General features: G+C 43.4%; 17 protein-coding genes and 1 tRNA gene. 4 read left to right on the forward strand and 14 right to left on the reverse strand.

Translation table 11 applies throughout. From position 1 onward, the window contains the following. Window positions 1-6: 6 nt before the first annotated feature. From F0361_RS02995 to F0361_RS03015, 5 genes are read right to left on the reverse strand one after another with little or no spacing between them, the layout of a single operon-like run. Window positions 7-567 (reverse strand): c-type cytochrome, encoded by a 561-nt coding sequence (locus tag F0361_RS02995; RefSeq protein ID WP_154917162.1) that lies wholly within the window; start codon window positions 565-567, stop codon window positions 7-9. A 2-nt stretch (window positions 568-569) separates the two neighbouring features. Then, window positions 570-1,100: a DUF3341 domain-containing protein gene (locus F0361_RS03000; protein WP_138258778.1), complete on the reverse strand. Its 531-nt coding sequence runs from the start codon at window positions 1,098-1,100 to the stop codon at window positions 570-572. Between the two features lie 3 nt (window positions 1,101-1,103). After that, window positions 1,104-2,852, reverse strand: a complete 1,749-nt coding sequence (gene nrfD / locus F0361_RS03005; protein ID WP_154917163.1) for an NrfD/PsrC family molybdoenzyme membrane anchor subunit — start codon at window positions 2,850-2,852, stop codon at window positions 1,104-1,106. A gap of 31 nt (window positions 2,853-2,883) precedes the next feature. Next, window positions 2,884-5,997: a TAT-variant-translocated molybdopterin oxidoreductase gene (locus tag F0361_RS03010; RefSeq protein WP_154917164.1), complete on the reverse strand. Its 3,114-nt coding sequence runs from the start codon at window positions 5,995-5,997 to the stop codon at window positions 2,884-2,886. 32 nt (window positions 5,998-6,029) lie between these two features. After that, window positions 6,030-7,412, reverse strand: coding sequence for a cytochrome c3 family protein (locus F0361_RS03015; RefSeq protein ID WP_154917165.1), 1,383 nt, complete (start codon window positions 7,410-7,412; stop codon window positions 6,030-6,032). Between the two features lie 230 nt (window positions 7,413-7,642). Between F0361_RS03015 and F0361_RS03020 the strand changes: the two genes are divergently transcribed. After that, complete coding sequence (locus F0361_RS03020) at window positions 7,643-8,014, forward strand: SPOR domain-containing protein (protein WP_138258782.1); 372 nt, start codon at window positions 7,643-7,645, stop codon at window positions 8,012-8,014. Between the two features lie 42 nt (window positions 8,015-8,056). On the opposite strand, the gene infB is transcribed toward F0361_RS03020, so the two are convergent. From infB to F0361_RS03050, 6 genes are all read right to left on the reverse strand, one after another. Next, window positions 8,057-10,738, reverse strand: a complete 2,682-nt coding sequence (gene infB, locus F0361_RS03025) for a translation initiation factor IF-2 (protein ID WP_154917166.1) — start codon at window positions 10,736-10,738, stop codon at window positions 8,057-8,059. Window positions 10,739-10,780: 42 nt separating this feature from the next. Further along, a complete protein-coding gene (gene nusA, locus F0361_RS03030) occupies window positions 10,781-12,013 on the reverse strand; it encodes a transcription termination factor NusA (protein ID WP_138258784.1) in 1,233 nt (410 codons plus the stop codon). A gap of 12 nt (window positions 12,014-12,025) precedes the next feature. Beyond that, the gene (gene rimP / locus F0361_RS03035; protein WP_154917167.1) at window positions 12,026-12,487 is read right to left on the reverse strand and encodes a ribosome assembly cofactor RimP; all 462 of its coding nucleotides are present in this window, start codon (window positions 12,485-12,487) and stop codon (window positions 12,026-12,028) included. 167 nt (window positions 12,488-12,654) lie between these two features. Then, window positions 12,655-12,984: a hypothetical protein gene (locus F0361_RS03040; RefSeq protein WP_154917168.1), complete on the reverse strand. Its 330-nt coding sequence runs from the start codon at window positions 12,982-12,984 to the stop codon at window positions 12,655-12,657. A gap of 103 nt (window positions 12,985-13,087) precedes the next feature. Then, entirely contained in the window at window positions 13,088-13,486 is a 399-nt protein-coding gene (locus F0361_RS03045; RefSeq protein WP_154917169.1) for a response regulator, read from the reverse strand. Window positions 13,487-13,669: 183 nt separating this feature from the next. After that, window positions 13,670-13,740: transfer RNA gene (locus tag F0361_RS03050), tRNA-Gln, on the reverse strand. 168 nt (window positions 13,741-13,908) lie between these two features. Between F0361_RS03050 and F0361_RS03055 the strand changes: the two genes are divergently transcribed. Further along, window positions 13,909-17,262 carry a glycosyltransferase family 117 protein gene (locus tag F0361_RS03055; RefSeq protein WP_154917170.1) on the forward strand — a complete coding sequence of 1,118 codons (3,354 nt, stop codon included), beginning with the start codon at window positions 13,909-13,911 and terminating at the stop codon, window positions 17,260-17,262. Between the two features lie 29 nt (window positions 17,263-17,291). Here the strand turns inward: F0361_RS03055 and F0361_RS03060 are convergent, their stop codons facing one another. From F0361_RS03060 to F0361_RS03070, 3 genes are all read right to left on the reverse strand, one after another. Beyond that, the gene (locus F0361_RS03060; RefSeq protein WP_138258789.1) at window positions 17,292-17,588 is read right to left on the reverse strand and encodes a thioredoxin family protein; all 297 of its coding nucleotides are present in this window, start codon (window positions 17,586-17,588) and stop codon (window positions 17,292-17,294) included. A gap of 97 nt (window positions 17,589-17,685) precedes the next feature. Further along, window positions 17,686-18,909 (reverse strand): metallophosphoesterase, encoded by a 1,224-nt coding sequence (locus F0361_RS03065; protein ID WP_154917171.1) that lies wholly within the window; start codon window positions 18,907-18,909, stop codon window positions 17,686-17,688. A 57-nt stretch (window positions 18,910-18,966) separates the two neighbouring features. After that, window positions 18,967-19,689 carry a copper homeostasis protein CutC gene (locus tag F0361_RS03070; protein ID WP_154917172.1) on the reverse strand — a complete coding sequence of 241 codons (723 nt, stop codon included), beginning with the start codon at window positions 19,687-19,689 and terminating at the stop codon, window positions 18,967-18,969. A gap of 40 nt (window positions 19,690-19,729) precedes the next feature. On the opposite strand from F0361_RS03070, the gene F0361_RS03075 reads away from it, so the two are divergent. Both F0361_RS03075 and polA read left to right on the forward strand, forming a co-directional pair. Then, window positions 19,730-20,725, forward strand: coding sequence for an isoaspartyl peptidase/L-asparaginase family protein (locus F0361_RS03075; protein WP_154917173.1), 996 nt, complete (start codon window positions 19,730-19,732; stop codon window positions 20,723-20,725). A gap of 73 nt (window positions 20,726-20,798) precedes the next feature. After that, window positions 20,799-23,633 (forward strand): DNA polymerase I, encoded by a 2,835-nt coding sequence (gene polA, locus F0361_RS03080; protein ID WP_154917174.1) that lies wholly within the window; start codon window positions 20,799-20,801, stop codon window positions 23,631-23,633. Window positions 23,634-23,695 lie beyond the last annotated feature (62 nt).

Below are 23,695 nucleotides of genomic sequence, written 5' to 3' on the forward strand. Positions count from 1 at the left end.
CACCTATTATTTGGTTAAATCTTGTTTCAGCTTCATTACATACTCGGCTACCTGCCACATTTCTGTCGTGTTCATTTGGGACGCGTACGATCCCATTGAGTTCAAACCATAAATCTGAACATGATATGCCGTACCAACTGTAATGTTTCTTGCTGGATCATCATAGCTGGGCACACCAAGTATTTTTTCCCTTTTCACCAAAGTACCTTGACCATCGCCTTTATCACCATGACATATTGCGCAGTAAATAGTATACATTTCCGCTCCCGCAGCCAAATTGGCGTCCTTGGCCAAAGAATCCAACGGACTTGAATTTAACCTGGCAAGTTCCTTGCCTTCTGGGGAATTCTCAAATTCATAAGGCAACCAACCCCTGTTTATGGTATTTGCCGGTGGAACCATTGCCTCTTGGTTTGAAGGCAAAATATCCACCTCACTGTAAGCTTCATAACCTACCGGTTCATACATGTTCGGCATGTACTGGTAATTTGGTTTACGCTTATCCTGACAAGCGGCAATAACTACCAATAAACATCCTATGACCGCAATTCTTAGAAAACTGTTCATATTCAATGACTGTTTTTTTCTGATATATTAATTTCCACAGCACCAGTACCCGCAAGCAAATCCTTCAACTCCTGTTCGTTCCCATGAATTTCAATTTCCATAACAAAATGGTCATCGGTAGTTCTTACATCGGGATTTTCAGCTTTCTTGAAAGGCCATAACCTACTGCGCAGATAAAATGTAATTACCATCAAGTGTGCGGCAAAGAAGACCGTAAGCTCAAACATGATTGGCACAAAAGCCGGCATGTTCTCTATATAACTAAAGCTTGGTTTTCCACCAATATCCTGTGGCCAATCCTTGATCATAATAAAGTTCATCATTACGATGGCAACGGTCAGACCCACACAGCCATATAAAAAGGAAGTAATGGCTATTCTGGTAGGTGCCAATCCCATCGCCTTATCAAGACCATGCACCGGAAAGGGGCAGTAGACCTCTTCAATGTGATGTTTGGCAGCCTTAACCTTTTTGACAGCATGCATTAGCACATCATCATCATTGTAAAATGCTTGTATAACTTTAGATGCCATAGCCTACTTTTTGTTGTTTAAAATTTTTGCTTGTCCGGCCCAATCATCACGCTGTGCCCTTCCAGGGAAGGAACCAGTAATCGAGTCCAACAAATCATACTCCCTTTCAGTCATTCTTGCCACCTGGGCAAAGGTATAGATACCGATTTCGTTTAAAGTCGCCTCCATCTGAGGTCCTATTCCCTTGACCTTCTTAAGGTCATCTGGAGATTCTTTGGTAGCATCAAAAGTTCCAATGCTGCTTAATAGCTCGTTTACCCCAACCTTGTCGCCCTTGGCTGGTTCAACTTCGCCCATTACCACATCCTGGGTGACAACGGGCTCTTCCTTAACTATAACCCTGTCCGTTGAGATTTGATAAAGCGGCTGACCGGCATCCCTTAGTTTCTTATATTTCTCACCAGATGATTTAAGGATCGACTTAACTTCCGCTTGTGCTATAACCGGGAAGGTTCTCGAGTATAATAAAAAGAGTACAAAGAAGAATCCTATTGTTCCGATAAAAATTCCAATATCCACGAATGTTGGAGAGAACATAGTCCAGGAGGATGGAAGATAGTCCCTATGCAAGGAGGTAACGATAATCACGAAACGCTCGAACCACATACCAATATTTACGACAATGGAAATAAAGAAAGAGAACATTATACTTGTTCTTAACTTCTTGAACCACATGAATTGAGGTGAGAACACGTTACAGGTCATCATGGCCCAATAGGCCCACCAATAAGGTCCGGTAGCCCTGTTCAAGAAGGCATATTGTTCATATTCCACTCCAGAATACCATGCCATGAACAACTCGGTAATATAGGCACAACCAACGATTGACCCTGTAATCATGATTACGATGTTCATTAGCTCGATATGCTGTACCGTTATATAGGCCTCCAAGCTACAAACCTTCCTCATGATAATCAATAAAGTGTTTACCATGGCAAATCCGGAGAAAATCGCCCCTGCAACGAAGTATGGAGGGAAGATGGTCGTATGCCAACCAGGAATTACCGATGTAGCAAAGTCAAACGATACGATGGTATGTACCGAAAGTACCAAAGGAGTTGCCAAACCTGCCAAAACCAAGGAAACCTCCTCAAAACGCTGCCAATCCTTAGCACGACCGCTCCAACCGAAACTTAATAAGCTATATATTTTTTTCTGAAAGGGTAAAATGGCCCTATCACGTAACATCGCAAAATCCGGCAATAAACCTGTCCACCAAAACACCAAGGAAACCGACAGATATGTAGATATCGCAAATACGTCCCAAAGAAGCGGCGAATTAAAATTCACCCACAAGGACCCAAACTGGTTTGGAATTGGTAATACCCAATAGGCCAACCAAGGTCTACCCATGTGGATAATTGGAAAAAGACCGGCTTGGATAACTGAGAAAATGGTCATAGCCTCCGCAGAACGGTTTATAGCCATTCTCCATTTTTGACGGAATAACAACAGTACTGCAGAAATCAAGGTTCCTGCATGACCGATACCTACCCACCATACAAAGTTTGTAATATCCCAAGCCCAGTTAACTGTCTTGTTCAATCCCCAGGTTCCGATACCTGTTGATATGGTATAAATAATACAACCTACTCCCCAAAGAAATGCCACCAAGGCAATGGAAAAAACAATCCACCAATGCTTATTGGCCCTTCCCTCTACAGGAGCTGCAATATCCACGGTTACATCATGGTATCCTTTGTCTCCAAGTACTAAGGGTTTTCGTATAGGTGCTTCGTAATGCGACGCCATAGACTTCTATTATAATTACTTTCTAGTATTGTTACGCTTCGTTGGTATTTCTAACTTTTACGTGATAGAAAACGTTTGGTTTTGTCCCAACATGCTCCAATAAATGGTACATACGGTTACTTTCCTTTAGTTCTGCCACTTTACTGTTCTCGTCATTTATATCACCAAATACCATAGCTCCATTATCACAGGCGGCGGAACAAGCGGTTTGGAACTCTCCATCCTTGATTGTTCTTCCTTCACGCTTGGCATCCAAAATTGTTTTTTGCGTCTTTTGAATACACATAGAACATTTTTCAATGACCCCTCTTGAACGAACATTTACATCTGGATTCAATACCATTTTACCCAAATCATTGTTCATGTGGAAATCGAACTCATCATTGTTGTTATACAAGAACCAGTTGAACCTTCTAACCTTATATGGACAGTTGTTGGCACAATATCTGGTACCCACACATCTGTTATAGACCATTTGGTTCTGACCCTGTCTACCATGTGAAGTAGCGGCAACGGGACAAACCGTTTCACAAGGAGCGTGGTTACAATGCTGACACATAACCGGCTGGAAGGCTACCTGTGGATTATCCGATGGATCTTCCATTTCACCAAAACCTCCTAGGGAACCATTGTCACCCCAAAGTCCATCCAATTCCTCCTTTTTAGTATTATCCTCCTCAAAAGTATCTTCCGAAGAGTAATATCTGTCGACACGCAACCAGTGCATATCCCTAGAAACCCGTACCTCTTTCTTACCTACTACAGGCACATTGTTCTCAGCATGACAAGCAATCACACAAGCTCCACATCCCGTACAGGCATTCAGGTCGATGGACAGATTGAAATGATGTCCAATGGAACGATCAAAACTTTCCCAAAGATCGACCGAAGTTGCTGGAACTTCCTGATGGTTCAAAGAAACCTGGGGAACGTGATTCCACTCCGCATGGTCCTTTGTATTGAATATTTCTAAAGTAGTTTCCTTTATTATGTCGCCCCTACCCATTAAGGTTTTATGAAGCTGGACACATGCGAACTCATGGTTACCACCAGTCTTTTCTAATGTTACCACCTGATTGGCATTGAATCCTTGGTACAGTTTGAAAGCATTGACACCGGTTTGCATCTCTTCTTTCATTCCTACGGTCTTACCGTAACCAAAGGAGAGACCCACAGACCCTTTTGCTTGACCGGGCTGTACGACAACGGGCACATTTTGTATTGTAACACCGTTGACGGTTAGGCTAACATAATCGCCATCCATACCACCATTAGCAACATTCACATTCTTGACCCCTAAGGATTCTGCGTCCGCTTTTGAAATAGTGACATAGTTATCCCAGGAAACCCTTGTGATTGGATCAGGAAATTCTTGCAACCAAGGATTGCTTGCCTGCTGCCCATCACCCATACCCACTTTTGAGTACAATGTTAGTTCCATACCGCCACTAGTGGCATTGGCCAAACTTCGTACAGCAGAAGCAATAGGCACTGCACTAGTTTCCATTTCTGTTTCTTCTTCAACCGCAACCAGTTCACCTTCAATATCTATTGCAGTGGCTTGAGCGACAAACACCCCATCCTGCAATGCTTGGTTCCAACTTGAACCGTTAAGGATATTGGCACTCCATGTATCTTTAATGTAGTCGTAATAAGAACTTTCAATCCCCATCCAAGTCAAAATGGCAGACTGGAACTGTTTTGTATCGAACAACTCCTTGATGGTGGGTTGCATTAAACTGTAATGTCCTTTTTTAAATTGGGCATCTCCCCAAGACTCCAAATAGTGGTTGGAAGCCGCTGTGTATTGAACCGCTTCCGCAGTCTCGTTCCAATTGGTAGTAAACAAAACTGAAAGATCTGTTTTCTCAAGACCTTCTTTAAAGTCGGCCGCATTAGGCAGGGAATACATTGGGTTTACACCATCCATAATTAAAGCCCCAACCCTACCGGATTTCATATCGGAAATCAAACTTTCCAATTGCTTAACACTTCCTTTTCTAATATATCTAGGAGCTGATGGGTCAAATGCTTTACTTGCCAACATTTTGTTTATGGCCAAAACAACGGACTGTGCATTTACATCATCCAAACCGGTCAAGACAACTGCATTGGAACCCGCTTTCTTAACCTCGGCAGCAATTTGGTCCACTATGGCATCGTACTCAGACGTATTTCCTCCTACTGAGGTTCCGTTTAACTTACCATATAATTTTGCCAGAACGACCTTTTGCGCCGTTGGCGTCAAAGGAAATCTTTTATCAGCATTTGCGCCCGTTAGGGACATATTCGCCTCCAACTGTACATGTCTGGACATTTTTCCATTTTTTGGAACACGTCCTTTGGAATATCCAGAACTATATCCTCCTCCTTGCCAATCCGCTAGAAAATCAGCAGAAAAGGAAATAATCAAATCCGCCTTTTCAAAATCATAATCTGCCAAAGCGCGCTCACCATAAGCCTGCTCAAAGGCCGTTAGTGCAGCATCCTCTGAAATAGCATCATAGGATACGTGCTCCACATTTTCATTAGCGGTCATCAAGTCCATAATCAAACGATCCGTTGAAGGACTTGCATACGTCTGCGTAAGCAAAACAACCTTTTTCGAAGAACCCTTAAGACTATTCATTTTTGCGGTTACCGCTGCGTTCAAGGCATCCCATTCAATTGGCTCTCCATTGGCCATAGGACCTTGTAGTCGCGTGCTATCGTACAAAGAAAGCACCGAAGCTTGAACCCTAGCATTGGCGCCACCGCCTACTTTGGCCAAAGTGTTGTTCTCCACTTTAATTGGGCGACCTTCTCGGGTCTTGATAAGTACGCTGGCAAAATCAAATCCATTTGCTATTGTGGTGGCATAGTAATTAGCAACACCCGGAACAATGTTCTCTGGTTGAACCACATAGGGAATTGATTTTATAACAGGCCCCTCACAAGCGGCCAAGGAAGCTGCGGCGGTACTGAAACCAATATATTTTAGGAAATCCCTTCTATTGGTACTTGTTGACGACAAATTTTGTTTATCGCCCAAAAAGTCATCCGCAGGAATCTGCTCCACAAATTCATTCTGTCTTAGCGCCTCAACAATGGAATCGTTAGGATTTAACTCCGCTTCGCTTTTCCAATATTTTTTGTTTGATGCCATACGTAATATCTGTAATTAGCTTCTTATATAAATTAATAGTGACACTTTCCACATTCCAAACCACCCATTTGGGCCGCTGTCAAATTCTCAACACCATATTTCTTGGAAAGCTCTGCGTGAATTTTTTCGTAATACTCGTTACCCTCAACTTTAACGTTTGTCTCGCGGTGACAATTGATACACCATCCCATGGTCAAAGGAGAGTATTGATACATTATCTCCATTTCCTCAACCGGACCATGACATGTCTGACACTCGACACCGGCTACGGAAACATGCTGGGAATGGTTAAAATAGGCGAAATCAGGCAAATTGTGGATTCGGACCCATTCCACAGGCTGTGATTCACCCGTATACTTTTGGTTTTCCTCGTCCCAACCTACAGCCTTATACAACTTCTTGATTTCTTTGGTGTAAAACTCATTGGTATAACCGTTCGCCAAATCCTCAGCCGAAGGCCCCTCAGGATTACCCTTGTACTCGTAAATGGATTTATGACAGTTCATACAGACATTCAAGGAAGGAATTCCGGAGTGTTTGGATACCCTTGCTGACGAGTGACAGTATTTACACTCGATTTTATTATCGCCCGCGTGTATTTTATGGGAATAATGAATGGGCTGGATGGGAGCATATCCTTGATCGACACCGATCTGCATCATCCATCCGTACGCAAAATAAGCACTACCTAACAGTAGAAAAATTACGGTTACCAGTACCAAGAACTGGTTTTGCGCAAAGGCCTTCCAAATTGGAACCCTCTTTTCAGCCCTTTCCTTTTCTATGGAAATTCCATTCGCCTCGGCTATTCTTCGCAAGGTGTTATTTACCAAAAACAACATTACGACCAATAAAGCGAAAACGAGGGCCAAAGCACCCAAAATCATTTCATTGGAAATGCCCCCGGAAGCAGCACCCGCCGTAACCGCAGCAGCTTCTCCGGCAGCCGGGGCTGTAGGAGCCGGTGGCGGAGCAGCCGTATACGCCAATATATTGTCGATATCCTCGTTGGTCAACGTAGGAAAAGCGGTCATAGCCGCTTGATTGTATTCGTTGTATATCCTTACCGCATAAGCATCCCCGGACTTAATCATCCCTGGACTATTTTTTATCCAGGCGTACAACCATTCCCTATCCAACCCCTCTTCTTCGGCCAAACGGCTTTCGACGTTTGCCAGGGCAGGGCCAGTCATCTTGCGATTCAATGCGTGGCAAGCCGCACAATTTTGATTGAACAAAGCCTTACCGGCAGCCGGATCACCATCGGTCGGAGCAGCCTCTGCTGACTCTACAGAAACATCAGCAGACTCCGCAGCAGCGTCTTGCGCCGATAAAGAAACTGAAAAAAGTAGGCTAACTACTAAACTAAAAACAAAGACTTTAGAAAATTGATTGCGGTACGGTACCTTTTTCATACATAGAATATTTCAATCGGAATCTTGGCACGATTTTAGCCCGCATTTTAACGACAAACGGTAAAAAAATGCCTTAATCGATGGCAAAAATACGACATAGACTTTATTTGGTAAAAGGTTAATGTCTTTATACCTTATAATTTATAATTATTCTAAATAGTTAAAAATGCTAACCCTTTATTCCTTAAAAATTTACATTTGCAAAGGGAACTAAAACATCCCATTTTTAGATGAAAAATGTCATTTACATAGCGTTCACCTTACTTTTTGCAACCTTTGCGAACGCCCAGGAAGGTACTATCTCCATTGATCAGGATGTTCAAATAACACAATTGTTGGAGCTTTACAAGAAAACCTTGGACAAGAACGATTATTACAGGATTCAAGTTGGTTTTGTAAGCAATAACGAAAAGGCCCAAGAGATTAAAAGCAATGTGGAAATCGACTTCCCAGATCTACCCTCACAAATTGATTTCGACTCACCTACATACAGAATTCGAGTTGGTAAATTTAAATCGAAATTGGAGGCTGAGCGCAAATTCAACGAGGTGCGGAAAAAATACCCCAATGCCATGCTCTTAAAACCGAAAAAATCGACCTAAAAGGCCGATTTTTTAATTGTTATTCAAGCAATCCGTTTCGCTTTATTTCAACTTCTTTTTAACGGCCACCTCTTGGAAGGCTTCCACAATATCATCTACGTTGATGTCATTGTAGTTCTTGATCTGGAGACCACAATCATACCCTTTGGAAACTTCCTTGACATCATCCTTAAAGCGCTTCAAGGATGCCAGTTCACCCGTGTAAATTACTACACCGTCCCTAATTAGGCGAATATTGGAATTCCTGAATATTTTTCCACTTGTTACCATACAGCCTGCAATAGTGCCAATTTTGGATATTTTAAAGGTCTCCCTGATTTCGGCAGTACCGGTAATCTCCTCTTTCATTTCCGGGGAAAGCATGCCTTCCATCGCATCTTTCAAATCATTTATGGCGTCGTAAATAATGGAATACATCCTGATGTCTATCTCCTCATTTTCGGCCATGGCCTTGGCATTGCCCATCGGCCTAACATTAAATCCTATAATGATAGCATCCGAGGCGGAGGCCAATAAAACATCGGACTCCGTAATAGGCCCAACAGCTTTGTAGATAATGTTCACCTGGATTTCATCGGTAGACAGTTTCTGGAACGAATCAGTCAAAGCTTCAACGGAACCATCCACATCACCTTTAAGTATAATGTTCAATTCCTTGAATTCGCCCAAGGCTATACGTCTTCCAATTTCATCCAATGTGATATGACGCTGAGTCCTGACCGATTGCTCCCGCTGTAATTGGGACCTTCTGGCCGCAATCTGCTTGGCCTCACGCTCATCTTGTAGGACATGGAACTTATCACCTGCTTGTGGCGCACCGTCCAAACCTAAGATGGATATAGGTTGCGATGGACCGACCTTGGTAACGCTCTTTCCTCGCTCGTCCTGCATGGCCTTTACCTTTCCACTGGTTGTTCCGGCCAAAACATAATCCCCAATATTCAAGGAACCAGCCTGCACCAAGATTGTCGATACATATCCTTTTCCTTTGTCCAAAAACGCCTCTACTACCGTACCAGAAGCCAATTTGTTGGGATTGGCCTTTAATTCCAATAATTCGGCCTCCAATAATACCTTTTCCAAAAGCTCCTGAACACCCTGCCCTGTCTTGGCTGAAATGTCATGTGACTGAATTTTACCGCCCCAATCTTCCACCAATAAATTCATCTGGGCAAGTCCTTCCTTAATTTTATCGGGATTTGCCGTTGGCTTATCGACCTTATTGATAGCAAATACAATAGGCACACCTGCAGCTTGCGCATGACTTATGGCCTCTTTAGTTTGCGGCATAATATCATCATCCGCGGCAATTACAATAATTGCAATGTCCGTCACCTGAGCACCCCTTGCACGCATCGCCGTAAAAGCTTCGTGACCCGGTGTATCCAAAAATGAAATTTTTTGACCATTGTCCAAGGTGACAGCATAGGCCCCAATATGTTGGGTAATACCCCCGCTTTCACCAGCAATTACATTCTCTTCCCTAATGTAGTCAAGCAAAGATGTCTTACCATGGTCCACATGTCCCATTACCGTAACAATAGGTGCCCTAGGCTCCAAATCCTCGGGAGCATCCGCTTCCTCAACTATACTCTCCTCAATATCCGCCGTCACGAATTCTACCTCATAGCCGAACTCTTCCGCAACAATCGAAAGTGTTTCCGCATCCAATCGCTGGTTCATAGTAACCATGATACCCAATGACATACAGGCCGAAATAATCTCTGTAGTGGAAACATCCATCATCGTTGCAACCTCACTGGCGGTAACAAATTCGGTAACCTTAAGGATTTTACTTTCCAGTTCTTGTTGCTCCAGGTCTTTTTCCGTTTGCTGACGGTGTTGATCTCTCTTATCCCTTCTATACTTGGCACCTTTGCCTTTTTTGGATTTTCCTTGCAGTTTCTCCAAGGTCTCACGCACCTGCTTTTGAACATCTTCCTCAGTAGGCTCTACCTTGGAAGCCGCAAAGCGTCTATTGCCCTTGCGGTCGTTGGAATTACCACCCTTAGATTGACCGGGACCCGATGTATTTTTACTTACAATACGCTTTCTACGCTTCTTACGGTCTGAACTGTCCGAACTACTTTTCTCTTCCTTCTTCTTTTTCGGCTTCTGGAATTTGGAAAGGTCTATTTTATCGCCCGTAATTTTTGGTCCGGATAACTTCTTGTACTGGGTCTCCAAGGTTTCGGGCGCATCTGATTTAATTTCAGGCGCTACCTCTTTCGGCTTGTCAGCTACAGGTGTTTCGGCTTGCGGTTTTATTTCTACCTTCTTTTCTTCGGATACCTTTTCCGGTTCCTGTACCTTTTCTTCCTCCTTTGGTTTAGGAGGCTCTTCCTTTTTCTTAGGGTTTAGGTCGATTTTACCAACCGTTTTGGGTCCGGCAAGCTCCACTTTTCCCGTAAGTCTATTTTCTTCTTGGGCAGCATTTCTTTTTTCACGTGCCAATCTTCGTTCTTCCTGCTCCTGCTCCAATTGGACCCGTATGGCTTCCTTCTCCTTTCGCTTTTCCTCCCCTACCTCTTTTGAAGCAACTTTCTTGCTCTTATCGGTCTGGAACTCGTCCAATAGCACTTGATATACCTCATCGGAGATTTTTGTGGTCGGCCTTGCGTCCACATCATGTCCTTTGCTGTTCAAGTAATCTACTGCCCTGTCCAAGGAGATATTAAGCTCTCGAAGAACTTTATTAAGTCTTATTTTTGGATTATCTGCCATAAATACTGATTCCCGTTCTTTTATTTATCCGCTAATATATAGCTAATCTTCTAATTCTTCTTTTAGGATACGTACAACTTCTATAATTGTCTCTTCCTCCAAGTCGGTACGTTTTACCAAATCGTCCACGTCCTGTTCCAAAACACTCCTGGCCGTATCCAACCCTATTTTCTTAAACTCCTCAATGATCCAACCATCGATTTCATCGGAGAACTCTGTCAACTCCACATCTTCCTCAACACCTTCCCTGAACACATCGATCTCATAACCGGTCAATTGACCTGCCAGGCGAATATTATGACCTCCTCGACCAATAGCCTTGGACACTTCCTCTGGCTTTAAGTATACCTGAGCGGTCATTTTTTCGTCGTCCAGTTTTACCGAAGATACCCTGGCAGGGCTCAATGCCCTTGTCACCAATAACTGCGGATTGGAAGTCCAGTTGATTACATCGATATTCTCATTGCCCAACTCCCTAACGATTCCATGGATCCGTGACCCCTTCATACCTACACAGGCCCCTACCGGGTCTATCCTGTCATCGTATGAATCTACCGCCACTTTTGCCTTTTCACCAGGAATACGCACCGCCTTCTTAATGGTAATCAAACCATCAAAAACCTCTGGTATTTCCTGAAAGAACAATTGTTCCAAGAACAAGGGAGAGCTTCGGGACATGATGATCGTGGGTTTGGCACCTTTCAACTCTACACTTTCAATGATACCCCTAACATTGTCCCCTTTTCTAAAAAAGTCCGATGGGATCTGTCTGTCCTTTGGAAGAATAATTTCATTGCCCTCATCGTCCAACAAAATAACCGCCTTGTGACGAATATGATGCACCTCAGCGGTATAAATCTCTCCCTCAAGATCTTTAAACTGCTTGTATATGGTGGTATTATCGTGCTCATGGATTTTGGCGATTAAATTTTGACGGAGTGCCAAAATAGCCCGTCTCCCCAAATCGATCAACTTAACCTCTTCAGATACGTCCTCGCCTACTTCAAAATCAGGTTCTATCTTACGTGCCTCGGAAAGGGAAATTTCCTCATTGGGATCTTCCACTTCTCCATCCTCGACTACCACCCGGTTACGCCAAATCTCCAAATCTCCCTTGTCAGGGTTAATAATGATATCAAAGTTATCATCGGACCCAAACTTCTTTTTAAGGGCGTTCCTAAAAACATCCTCCAAAATTGCCATAAGTGTTACCCTGTCTATGAACTTGTCATCCTTAAACTCCGAGAAAGATTCGATTAACGCAATATTTTCCATTGGTTATTACAATTAAAATTTTAATACAACTTTCGCTTTTTTAATATCAGAAAAGGGGATCTCCTCTCTTTTCTGCACTGTAACTTTTCCCTTACCAACAGGTTTGGGCTCCCTAGCTTTCCATTCCAAAACGATATATTCATCGTTGGCCTGTGTCAGCTTACCTTCGAATGACGAACCAGAAGTCTCCACCTCCAGTTTTCTTCCTATATTCTTTTTATATTGTCTGGGCATCACCATGGGCGCCGTTGCCCCGGCAGAAGCAACTTCAAGGGAAAAGTCCTCCTCTTCCCGATCCAAATTATGTTCAATGGCCCTGCTTATCTTGATACAATCATTTACGGTCACACCGTCATCACCATCGATTACTATCTTAATTTTGTTATCCGGGGACACCGTAAAATCGATTAAAAATAACGAAGGATCTTCTTCCAATCCCTTTTCCAGTAATTCCTTAACCTTTTCCTTCAACATAAAAAACCAAGTAATAAAAGAGGGGACAAATTGTCCCCTCACGAATACTTTTATTCTTTCAGTGCTGCAAATATACAATATTCTTTGTTGTTTGCAATAAGATGTTAGAATTCAATCAAATGATTTAAGAAAACCCCACACAAATTATAGTGGAAATAGTTTTGTTCTCACCTCAATCCTCCCAACAATTGAGCCGTTTGCGGTTTCCCATCCTGACTATTCAGATCATTAATACTATCGACCTCTCTTCTAAACCTTAATATCATTAAGGTATCCAATTGACCTTGAATGCTATCGCGCATCATCTGCCAGTTACCGGCGTTCATTTTTTTGTTGTACTCGGTAATTTTATCGAATCTAGATAGATTATACCTATTGGCCTTCCAGGCATGCTGGGTACTCTTTCTATGCTGTAAATCCTGAAGGTAAATACCAACCCCAAAACCAACCAAAACAACTACAAGTATAATCTTTAAACTTTTTTCGGTCAACTTCATAACATTTAGTTTTAAGAATATTTCAAAGCTACGGGGCAACCTTTAAGGCTCTGTCGTTTTTCCAATATATTATTGATGCAATTAATTGACAATGTACGAAATATCAACCAAAAGTCTTTACCACTTTTCTTGAAGCTTTACCAGTGGACGCCCTTTGATATATATCTGCGATAGCCGTATCAAACGCCTCCTTTGAAAATGGTTTCGACAAAAAGTTGGAACACCCCAATTTCATTATATGGTTAGCAAATTCCTCCCTGGTGGAACTAGAAATGATATGCAATTTTCTTCCAAACATGGTTACAAAAGAGAACCCATCCAACATGGGCATTTCTATGTCGGTCATCAATACATTGGCATGCGAAGTCTGCAAATATATCCAAGCGTCCATGGGGTCATTAAATTTGGAAACACTTGCTATCAATGGGTTTGACCGCGCCAATCTTTCCGCTATATTCAACCATATATTGGAATCATCTACGATCACAAGGTGTATGTGCATACAATTTTAAGATTTGAGACTGTGAACTTAACCGTTTTGAACCCACCAGATTAATTTAAAAGGTGAACTACCAAATTATATGCACCAAAGGTTGATTTGTGTAAATTTTATTAAAACGTACTCTAGAAAGAAAATAAAAAAATCCCAACATCTAGGGATGTTGGGATTTTGTATTCTTATTAGTTGGCCCACTAGGACTCGAACCTAGAATGACGGTACCAAAAACCGGAGTGTTACCATTACACCATGGGCCAATACCTTTAAGAGCGTGCAAATTTAAAACAAAGTTTGGTTTGAACAAACATTTTTTGAGCCAAATAAGTAAAAATCCATATTCTCTTACCTGTTAAAGGTTTATAAAAATAATGGGTGGGTATCTATATAAATTAGTAATTTCGCCGGATAGCTATAACCAAGGTTCCATGTTTTCAAAGAACTTCAAAAAATGGGACACCCTTCTTGGGTGGGCCGTCTTTTTTATTGCCTTCATTACTTACTTCATTACCGTTGAGCCAACCAATAGTTTTTGGGATGCAGGTGAATACATCGCAACTTCGGCCAAGCTCCAAGTAGGGCATCCACCCGGGGCGCCGCTATTACAAATGATCGGTGCCTTTTTTTCCATGTTCGCCCTAGAACCTAGTCAAGTTGCTATGATGGTCAATTTAGTTTCTGGGGTTTCAAGTGCCTTTACGATACTTTTCATGTTCTGGACCATCACCAATATTGCACAAAAATTGTTAGATAGTAATGAACCCATGACCAATAGCAAGGCAATTGCTATATTGGGAAGTGCTATTATTGGCTCCTTGGCCTTTACTTTTTCAGATAGCTTTTGGTTCAATGCGGTAGAGACCGAGGTATATGCTTCGGCCAGTTTGATCATGGCTCTATTGCTTTGGTTGGGACTTAAGTGGACGGACAATTTGGACGACCCTAGAGGCGACCGTTGGCTCGTGCTTATTTCCTTCGTGGTAGGCCTAACCTTTGGGGTCCAGTTCATGGGCTTCTTGGCCATTCCTTCCATTGGACTACTTTACTATTTTAAGACCTATAAAAAGACTAATGTTAAAAATTTCCTTCTGGCCAATGTCATTGTTATTGCCATTCTGATGTTGGTCTATAAATTTTCCCTTACTTATGTACTGATGTTTTTCGGTTGGGGCGAGGTGTTCTTCATTAATACCATCGGCCTCCCATTCAATTCGGGTTCCATAATTATTGGACTTTTATTTATTGGGGCCTTTTATTACGGCCTTAGCTACACTAGAAAGAACAATTATAAGACCGCAAATACCATAGTACTCTGCCTGATGTTTCTTTTTCTAGGATTCTCATCTTGGTTGATGCTTCCTATACGGGCAAACGCACAAGTGGTCATCAATGAGAACAATCCGGAGGATGCCCGGGCTCTTTTGGCCTACTACAACAGAGAGCAATATCCCGGGGTTGACAGCCCGGTTTATGGTTCGTATTATTCAGATATGTTCGCTCCCGCTGGTGAGGATAGGGACGGAAAGCCCAAGTATGAAAAGGATTATACCTTGGGAAAATATATTATCGTAAATAAATACAAAAATTCCGAACAAGGCCCCAATCCGGACCATCAGGGCATATTACCCAGAATGTGGAGCTCACAACATGCTTCCAATTACATGCAGTATTTTGGCCCATTGGATTTTAAAATGACGGAATACAATGCAGATTTGGCCGAAGCCATCAATCAAGTGAAGACCGGATTCGAAAACGGAGAAATAGATGCAGACCAATACATCAGCTTTATCAAAAGGTTCAGCGATTATATTGAAGTACAACCACCAACGGTTTGGGACAACATTAAATACATGTTCGAATTCCAGTTCAACTACATGTATATGCGCTATTTCATGTGGAACTTCGTGGGGAAACAGAACGATGTCCAAGGCCGATACAATGACAACGGAAACTGGCTCAGTGGTATCAACTTTATCGACAGTGCAAGATTGGGCAGCCAAGACAATCTCCCAAGTGACATCGTGAACAATCCCGGTAGGAATACGTATTTCTTTTTACCATTGCTTCTAGGAATTATTGGATTGGTTTTTCAAGTATCCAAAGACCCAAAACAGTTCTGGGTGCTAATGGTATTTTTCCTTTTTACCGGTATTGCCATTCAGTTTTACACCAATCCCTATATTTTTCAGCCAAGGGAACGCGACTATTCCTTGGTAGGGTCTTTTTATGTGTTCGCTATTTGGATAGGGCTTGGTGTATACGGTCTTTATGACGGATTTAAGGATTGGATCACACCAAAGATTTTGGCGCCCGTGGTCGTAGTGGCATGTCTTTTTGCGGTACCCACCGTGATGGCCGTTCAGAACTGGGACGACCATGACCGCTCCAACAGGTTTACGGCAAATTCATCCGCAAAATCATATTTGGACTCCTGCCAGGAAGATGCCGGGGCCATTTTGTTCACCATCGGGGATAATGATACCTTCCCGTTATGGTACGCCCAAGAAATAGAAAAATACCGTACGGATGTCCGTATCGTTTGTACAAGCTTGTTCGAAACGGATTGGTACATAGATCAAATGAAGCGAAAGGCCTACGATAGCGACCCGATTCCTTCGCAGATCGAACACGACAAATATCGATTTGGTTCCAGGGATGTTTTATATCATCAAGGTATTACGGAAAACAGGTGGCCCATCAAGGATTTCATCAATTGGATCGATAGTGACAAACCGCGCACAAAATTGGGTTATTTGTTGGAACAACAGGGTGCTGATTTAAGTAACTATTCAGAAAATACCCAGAACATGGTGTACTACCCAACGAACAAAATCCGTGTTCCTGTAAACAAAAAGAATGTTTTGGAAAGTGGTTTGGTAAAACCGAAGGATTCCGCCATAATCGTGGATTATATCGATATCAACTTACCCAGTGTCATTACCAAAAAGAGCATGATGATGTTGGACATCCTTGCCAACAATGACTGGAAAAGACCCCTCTATTTCTCTGGAGGAAGTTTTGACGATGCGGAATACCTTTGGATGAAGGACTATCTGCAATTGGACGGCCTGGCCTATAAATTGGTTCCTATTAGAACCGAAAGACCCAACTCCTTTGAAATGGGCCGTATTGATACAGATTTGATGTACGACATCGTAACAAAATGGGACTGGGGCAACGCCGGCGACAAGAATATTTACCATGACACCCAAACGAGGATTCAAAGTGTAAGTTACAGAGGAAACCTCGCCCGATTGATGGAAGCCCTAATTAAAGAGAACAAGATGGACAGGGCCAAGGAAATTATCGAAATTTCCTTGACCAACATGCCCGTAGAAATTTTTGGTTATTATTCACTGGTTGAGCCTTTTGTGGATGGTTATTACAAAGTTGGGGAAACTACCAAGGCTCGAGAGTTGTTCGGGGTCTTAAAGAAAAAATATCAGGAACGTTTGGAGTACTATGCTTCCACAAGTTTGGACGAACAATACAGTAATATTGACGATATCATAGCCGATATGGAAGCCTACCGAAGAAACATCGATACCGTAATCGCCAACGATGAAAAGGATTTTGCGGAAAAAGAGACTTTGATATTCAACGAGTACATAGACAAATTCCAACATTTCTACAAGGACGAGGATAGTTTTGAAATGCCCGAAGGCGAATATCAGGACGACCCGGATATGATAATAGATACCTTGCCCATGAGCGATACAATCAGTACGGATAAAACTACGACCGATTTACTGCAGGATACCATTGGCAACCCGATCGAATAAAAATGGTGAAGGAAAATTAAAAACTGCCGCTAAACGTACTCGTTTAGGATGCCTATGAGGGTTTTTGCGTCTTGCTCGCCACTTTGGCGCCAGACCATTTCGCCCTTTTTATAGATCATTAAGGTGGGAAGACCTTTAACACGCAATGCCTGGGAAAGTTCCTTGTTTTTGTCCACATCGATTTTTATGACCTTACCTTTGTCTCCCAAGGCAGCGGCCACATCGCGCAATACGGGATGCATGGCAGTGGATTGTTCGTTCCATTCTGCATAGAAATCCAACAGCACGGGAACGTTCAAGTCTATAAGTTCACCAAATTTAGACATAGAATCGGCTTTGCGTTATAAGCCAAATGTAGTAAAAAATGTTAAAATACAACGTCGGCCCCATGTATTGTGTAGAACGGGCCGAGTTAAAATCATGTTAAGGTCTTTTTTTAAGGGTGAGTACCGTAATTTCCGGCCAAATGCCCACCCTTCCAGGATAGCCCAAAAACCCGAAGCCCCTATTGACGTTAATAAACTGCCCCAACTCCTTATAGATGCCCGCCCAATGTGGATAGCGCCATTTGACGGGACTCCATTTCACCCAGCCGGGAATCTCTATCCCAAATTGCATACCATGCGTATGCCCGCTTAAGGTCAAATGATAGTGCTTTTCGTCATGCAATACTTCTTCGGACCAATGGGAAGGGTCGTGGCTCATTAAAATGGTAAAATCGTTAGGATGTATTTGTGCTGAAGCCTTTTTAAGGTCGCCGGCTTTTTTGAAACCACCTTTTCCCCAATTTTCCACCCCAACCAGGGCAATACGGTCCTTCCCTTTTTGGAGGTATCTGTGTTCGTTGAGCAAAAGGTCAAACCCCATATTCCGTTGCAAGTCCTTCAAATCCTGTAAATTCTTCTGTTTAGAGGCCTCCGTTTCCCATGCGATGTAATCCCCGTAATCATGGTTGCCCAACACGGAAAACTTACCGTCCTTGGCCTCCAAGGTGCTGAACAAATCGGCCCAAGGCAACATTTCCTCGGTCTTGTTATTCACCATATCCCCTGTAAAAAGTAAAAGGTCGCTCTTCTGTTTATTGATTAGGTCTACACCATATTCTATTTTTTTTCGGTCGTCAAAACTACCACTATGAATGTCCGATATTTGGGTGATCTGGTAACCATCAAAACTATCCGGCAGATCCTCGAATTCCAAGGTATACTTCAGCACCTTGAAATTATACTTGCCCTTGTACATCCCATACAAAAGGGCGCCAAAAGGCAAAGCGGCTATCCCCAAGGCAATCATACCCAAAAAGCGTCTCCTTTCGGGGAGGGTGAACGCCTTGGATGCCCCAAAGAGTTTTTGGTATACGCCAGAAAGGATTCTGAAAATATCTTCGGAAAACAAAAAGAGTATGATGACCAACTTAAAGGACAACATCGTCAGTAAAAAGCCAAAGGCATAACTTTTAGGCCTGCTCAACACACGACCCGCCTCCTCCCCTGCAGTAAACTGATAAATAAAATTGACCAGGATGGCCAATGACACCAAAATATAAACCAGATAGACCCAAGGTTGCCTGAACAAGGTCCGTAAGGCCTGAACTATATAAAAACTCAGTCCTAGGTAAATCAGCACAAACAATATCCAGCGGAGCATTCCTTTCTTTTTTACAAATATATTTTATGCACGACAGGAAAGTGGTGCATTTGGATTTTATTTAACCTTATCGACCACGGCTTTTATCGTTTCAAAGTTTGAAACTCCCAGCTTATCATCGTTCAAAAAGGATGCCGAGTTCATGGAGATGGGAGGAGGTAAGGTCAATGTTTGTCGGAACTTGGTCCCGGACAAATGTATCGCCTCAAAGCCCGCTTCCAGAAAGGACCGGACATTTTCCTCGTTGATACCGGAACCTGGCATGATCGCCACATTCGGAAATAATCGTTTCAAATCCCTCAAAAGTGCCAATCCTTCCAAGGCGGACTTTCCCTGACCGGAAGTAAGTACATAATCCACTTTCAAATCCGCAAGTGTTTCCATCGTCTTTTTGGGATTTTTCACCCAATCGAAGGCTCTGTGAAAGGTAAACTTCATCCCTTGCGCGGCTTTCATCAACGCGGCCGTCCGTGCTACGTCCAAGGTAAAATCAGTATGTAGAACACCCGATACGACGCCTTCAACACCCATTTGCCTGCACAAGGCAATATCCTCTAGCATTACCTTGAATTCAACATCGGAATAGGTAAAATCGCCACTTCGGGGCCGGATCAATACATGTATCGGGATGGAAATCCGTTCCTTTACCGTTTTCAGCAATCCATAGGAAGGCGTTATACCGCCAACGGCCAATTCGGAACACAGTTCAATTCGGTCCGCTCCCGCCCGTTCCGCATTGATGGCAGATTCAACGGAATTTGCACAGACTTCTACTAGCATCTTCTTATATTTAATTTCTTAAAAGTAAAGAACCGAACCAATGCAACGAAGAAAGTTTTTAAAAAATTCCGGGGCCCTTACTGCAGGCATGTTGGCAACTCCCATAATAGCGGCACCCAGCGACTATGAAAAGAACCAAAAACCAATCGACACCCAATCAAACGCTACCATTCCCATCACCATCTGCACCTGGGATTTTGGCAATGCCACGGCAAAGGCCTGGGAAGTATTGAGTGCCGGAGGAAGTTCCCTGGATGCCGTTCACCAAGGCGTAATGGTTGAAGAGAACAATCTGGACAACCAAACGGTGGGCAATGGTGGCAGGCCGGACCGGGATGGAAACGTAACCCTGGATGCCTGCATCATGGACAAGGATGCCAATTGCGGGGCCGTTTTGGCCATTCAAAATATTGCCAATCCCATTTCAGTAGCGCGAAAGGTCATGGAAGAGACGCCCCATGTCATGCTGGTTGGGAAAGGAGCGGAACAGTTCGCCTACGAGCAAGGTTTTGAAAAACAAAATTTGTTGACGGAGCAATCAAAAAAGGAATGGGAGGAGTGGAAAAAAACATCGCAGTATAAACCAATCATCAATATTGAGAACCACGATACCATAGGCATGTTGGCCATAGACGAAAAGGGAGATATCGCAGGTGCCTGTACCACGAGCGGCATGGCCTATAAAATGGCCGGGCGCGTGGGCGATTCCCCCATAATAGGTGCCGGACTCTTTGTGGATAACGAGGTTGGTGGGGCCACGGCCACGGGGGTCGGCGAAGAAGTGGTACGAACCGTGGGCAGTTTTTTGATAGTGGAACTGATGCGCCAGGGAAAATCGCCCCAAGAAGCCTGCGAAGAAGGCGTAAAACGTATCATTGACAAGAACAAGGACAAGCAGGATTTCCAAATTGGGTTTATCGCTATCAATAAAAAAGGTGAAACGGGCGCCTATTGCATACATCCAGGATTTACCTATAGAACCTACACCAAAGATGGGCATTTGAATAATCCCTCGGGTAGTTATTTAAAATCCTAGGTTCAATTGCCCATACCTTTAGCGCATTAAAACAAACTTCGTAATTTTAACCCCACACCTATAATTTTCAAAAATGTCGGAACAAAAAAGACTGTTTTTACTGGACGCCTACGCCTTAATTTTTCGTGGCTATTATGCACTGATAAAAAACCCAAGAATCAATTCCAAGGGGATGGACACCAGTGCCATCATGGGTTTTATGAATTCCTTGTTCGATGTGATAAATCGTGAAAAACCGGACCATTTGGCCGTCTGTTTTGACAAAGGTGGCAGTACTGAGAGAACGGAACTTTTCCCGGAATACAAAGCTAATAGGGATGAAACACCCGATGCCATTCGGATTGCGATACCCTATATCCAGGATATCCTAAAAGCTATGCATATACCTTCGGTTATTTTGGAAGGTTGGGAAGCGGACGATATCATAGGCACCTTATCAAAACAGGCCGAAAAAGAAGGCTATAAAGTGTTTATGGTAACTCCAGATAAGGATTTTGGGCAGCTGGTATCTGAAAATATTTTTATGTACAGACCTGCCCGTATGGGCAATGGAATCGAGATATGGGGAATCCCCGAGGTCCAAAAACGCTTTGGGGTAGAACGCCCGGAACAGGTAATCGATTACCTGGGCATGATGGGCGATGCCAGTGACAATATCCCCGGCCTGCCCGGTGTAGGAGACAAAACGGCCAAAAAATTCATTGAGCAGTTCGGGTCCTTGGAAGGGCTTTTGGAAAATGCGGACCAGTTGACAGGCAAAATGAAGGAAAAAGTCATTGAAAATGCCGAGTTGGGCCGACTCTCAAAAAAACTGGCTACCATTTGCACGGATTGCGACGTTACTTTCAATGCCGAGGACTATGAACTTTCCGTTCCGGATAGCGAGGCCGTCCAAAAAATATTCGAGGAGCTGGAGTTCAGGAGGCTTAAGGAGCAATTCATCAAAATATTCTCAGGGGAAGAGGACACTACGGAAACCCAAGTGACCAGCACGGAAACGGCCCAAAAAATAGCCTCTTCCGCAGGCAGTGGCCAATTTTCCCTTTTTGGTGGGGATGGGGCTTCCCCAGCAACCATCAAGGATACTTCCAGTAGAAATACCATTGCCGATGTTCCCCATGTGTATCAAAGTGTGGCCCCGGGTATGGCCATGAAGTTGTTCCTACAGAATTTAATGAAACAGACCTCCGTCTGCTTTGATACGGAAACCACTTCCATCAATCCTTTGGAGGCGGAATTGGTAGGTATCGCCTTTTCCTGGGAGGCGACAAAGGGTTTTTATGTTCCGTTTCCAGAGGAACCGGACAAGGCCCAAGAACTCATCGAGGAGTTACGCCCGTTTTTTGAATCGGAGAATATTGAAAAAATCGGCCAGAACCTAAAATATGACATTAAGGTCTTGGACAAGTATAATATCAAGGTTCACGGTAGACTTTTTGATACGATGTTGGCCCATTACCTCATCAATCCGGATATGCGCCATAATATGGACGTACTCTCCGAAACCTATCTGAACTATACCCCCATTTCCATAACGGAGCTCATCGGCAAAAAGGGAAAAAACCAGCTTTCCATGCGGGAAGTACCTTTGGAAAAACAAACGGAATATGCCGTGGAGGATGCGGATATCACCTTTCAACTCGCCCAACATTTTAGACCGGAATTGGCGGAAGCTAAAACGGACGGACTTTTTGGGGATATAGAAATACCCTTGTTAAGGGTCTTGGCCGATATGGAACTGGAAGGCATCAATTTGGACATCGATTTTTTAAAGTCCCTTTCCAAAGATCTTGAGAACGATATCGCCAATCTGGAACAGCAAATTTATGAGGCCGCCGGGGAAGAATTCAATATCGGTTCGCCCAAACAGCTGGGCGAAATCCTTTTTGATAAAATGAAGTTGGTGGACAAACCTAAGAAAACCAAGACGGGGCAATATTCCACGGCAGAAGACGTACTTTCCTATCTGGCCAAGGACCACGAAATCATTAGGAATGTACTGGATTACAGGGGGCTTACCAAACTCAAAAGCACCTATGTGGATGCCTTGCCGGAACAGGTAGAACCTTCTACGGGCAGGGTACATACGGATTATATGCAAACCGTTGCGGCCACCGGACGTTTGAGCAGCAACAACCCCAACCTACAGAATATTCCCATTAGAACGGAAAGAGGTAGACAGGTACGAAAAGCCTTTGTCCCAAGAAATGGGGATTATACCTTACTGGCAGCGGATTATTCCCAAATAGAACTGCGCATCATTGCCGCCCTAAGCCAAGAGGACACCATGATCGAGGCCTTCAAAAACGGGGAGGACATCCATGCATCCACGGCCTCCAAGGTTTTTAACGTACCCTTGGAAGAAGTAACGCGGGAGCAACGAAGCAATGCCAAGACCGTAAACTTTGGAATTATTTATGGGGTTTCGGCCTTTGGGCTAAGCAATCAGACGGACCTATCGCGTTCAGAATCCAAAGATTTGATAGACACCTATTATAAAACCTATCCGAAGCTTAGAAACTATATCAGCGAACAGGTGGATTTTGCCCGTGAGCACGGATACGTACAGACCGTTCTGGGCCGTAGGCGCTATCTAAAGGACATCAACGGAAGCAATGCGGTTGTTAGAGGTGCCGCCGAACGAAACGCCGTGAATGCCCCCATACAAGGAAGCGCGGCCGATATCATTAAAATAGCCATGATCAATATCCACAAGAAATTGATCGAGGGCGGATACAAATCCAAAATGCTGCTTCAGGTACACGATGAATTGGTTTTTGACATTTACAAGCCCGAACTGGAAACCCTAAAACAGGTAATTAAATCCGAAATGGAGAATGCGTATGAATTGGCCGTTCCCCTGGATGTTGAACTGGGTATGGGAGAAAACTGGCTGGTAGCCCATTAAAATCGGTAGATATAGAAACAAAAAGGCACCCTTCTAGGGTGCCTTTACTTTTATTTTTTGCG

Origin of the sequence: Maribacter flavus, from assembly GCF_008386635.1 — a bacterium.
GTDB lineage: Bacteria > Bacteroidota > Bacteroidia > Flavobacteriales > Flavobacteriaceae > Maribacter > Maribacter flavus.

What these genes read in the sequence shown, in the direction of transcription:
- F0361_RS02995 (WP_154917162.1), bottom strand. Translation starts at nt 567, where the DNA reads ATGAACAGTTTTCTAAGAATTGCGGTCATAGGATGTTTATTGGTAGTT.
- F0361_RS03000 (WP_138258778.1), bottom strand. Translation starts at nt 1,100, where the DNA reads ATGGCATCTAAAGTTATACAAGCATTTTACAATGATGATGATGTGCTA.
- nrfD (WP_154917163.1), bottom strand. Translation starts at nt 2,852, where the DNA reads ATGGCGTCGCATTACGAAGCACCTATACGAAAACCCTTAGTACTTGGA.
- F0361_RS03010 (WP_154917164.1), bottom strand. Translation starts at nt 5,997, where the DNA reads ATGGCATCAAACAAAAAATATTGGAAAAGCGAAGCGGAGTTAAATCCT.
- F0361_RS03015 (WP_154917165.1), bottom strand. Translation starts at nt 7,412, where the DNA reads ATGAAAAAGGTACCGTACCGCAATCAATTTTCTAAAGTCTTTGTTTTT.
- F0361_RS03020 (WP_138258782.1), top strand. Translation starts at nt 7,643, where the DNA reads ATGAAAAATGTCATTTACATAGCGTTCACCTTACTTTTTGCAACCTTT.
- infB (WP_154917166.1), bottom strand. Translation starts at nt 10,738, where the DNA reads ATGGCAGATAATCCAAAAATAAGACTTAATAAAGTTCTTCGAGAGCTT.
- nusA (WP_138258784.1), bottom strand. Translation starts at nt 12,013, where the DNA reads ATGGAAAATATTGCGTTAATCGAATCTTTCTCGGAGTTTAAGGATGAC.
- rimP (WP_154917167.1), bottom strand. Translation starts at nt 12,487, where the DNA reads ATGTTGAAGGAAAAGGTTAAGGAATTACTGGAAAAGGGATTGGAAGAA.
- F0361_RS03040 (WP_154917168.1), bottom strand. Translation starts at nt 12,984, where the DNA reads ATGAAGTTGACCGAAAAAAGTTTAAAGATTATACTTGTAGTTGTTTTG.
- F0361_RS03045 (WP_154917169.1), bottom strand. Translation starts at nt 13,486, where the DNA reads ATGCACATACACCTTGTGATCGTAGATGATTCCAATATATGGTTGAAT.
- F0361_RS03055 (WP_154917170.1), top strand. Translation starts at nt 13,909, where the DNA reads ATGTTTTCAAAGAACTTCAAAAAATGGGACACCCTTCTTGGGTGGGCC.
- F0361_RS03060 (WP_138258789.1), bottom strand. Translation starts at nt 17,588, where the DNA reads ATGTCTAAATTTGGTGAACTTATAGACTTGAACGTTCCCGTGCTGTTG.
- F0361_RS03065 (WP_154917171.1), bottom strand. Translation starts at nt 18,909, where the DNA reads ATGCTCCGCTGGATATTGTTTGTGCTGATTTACCTAGGACTGAGTTTT.
- F0361_RS03070 (WP_154917172.1), bottom strand. Translation starts at nt 19,689, where the DNA reads ATGCTAGTAGAAGTCTGTGCAAATTCCGTTGAATCTGCCATCAATGCG.
- F0361_RS03075 (WP_154917173.1), top strand. Translation starts at nt 19,730, where the DNA reads ATGCAACGAAGAAAGTTTTTAAAAAATTCCGGGGCCCTTACTGCAGGC.
- polA (WP_154917174.1), top strand. Translation starts at nt 20,799, where the DNA reads ATGTCGGAACAAAAAAGACTGTTTTTACTGGACGCCTACGCCTTAATT.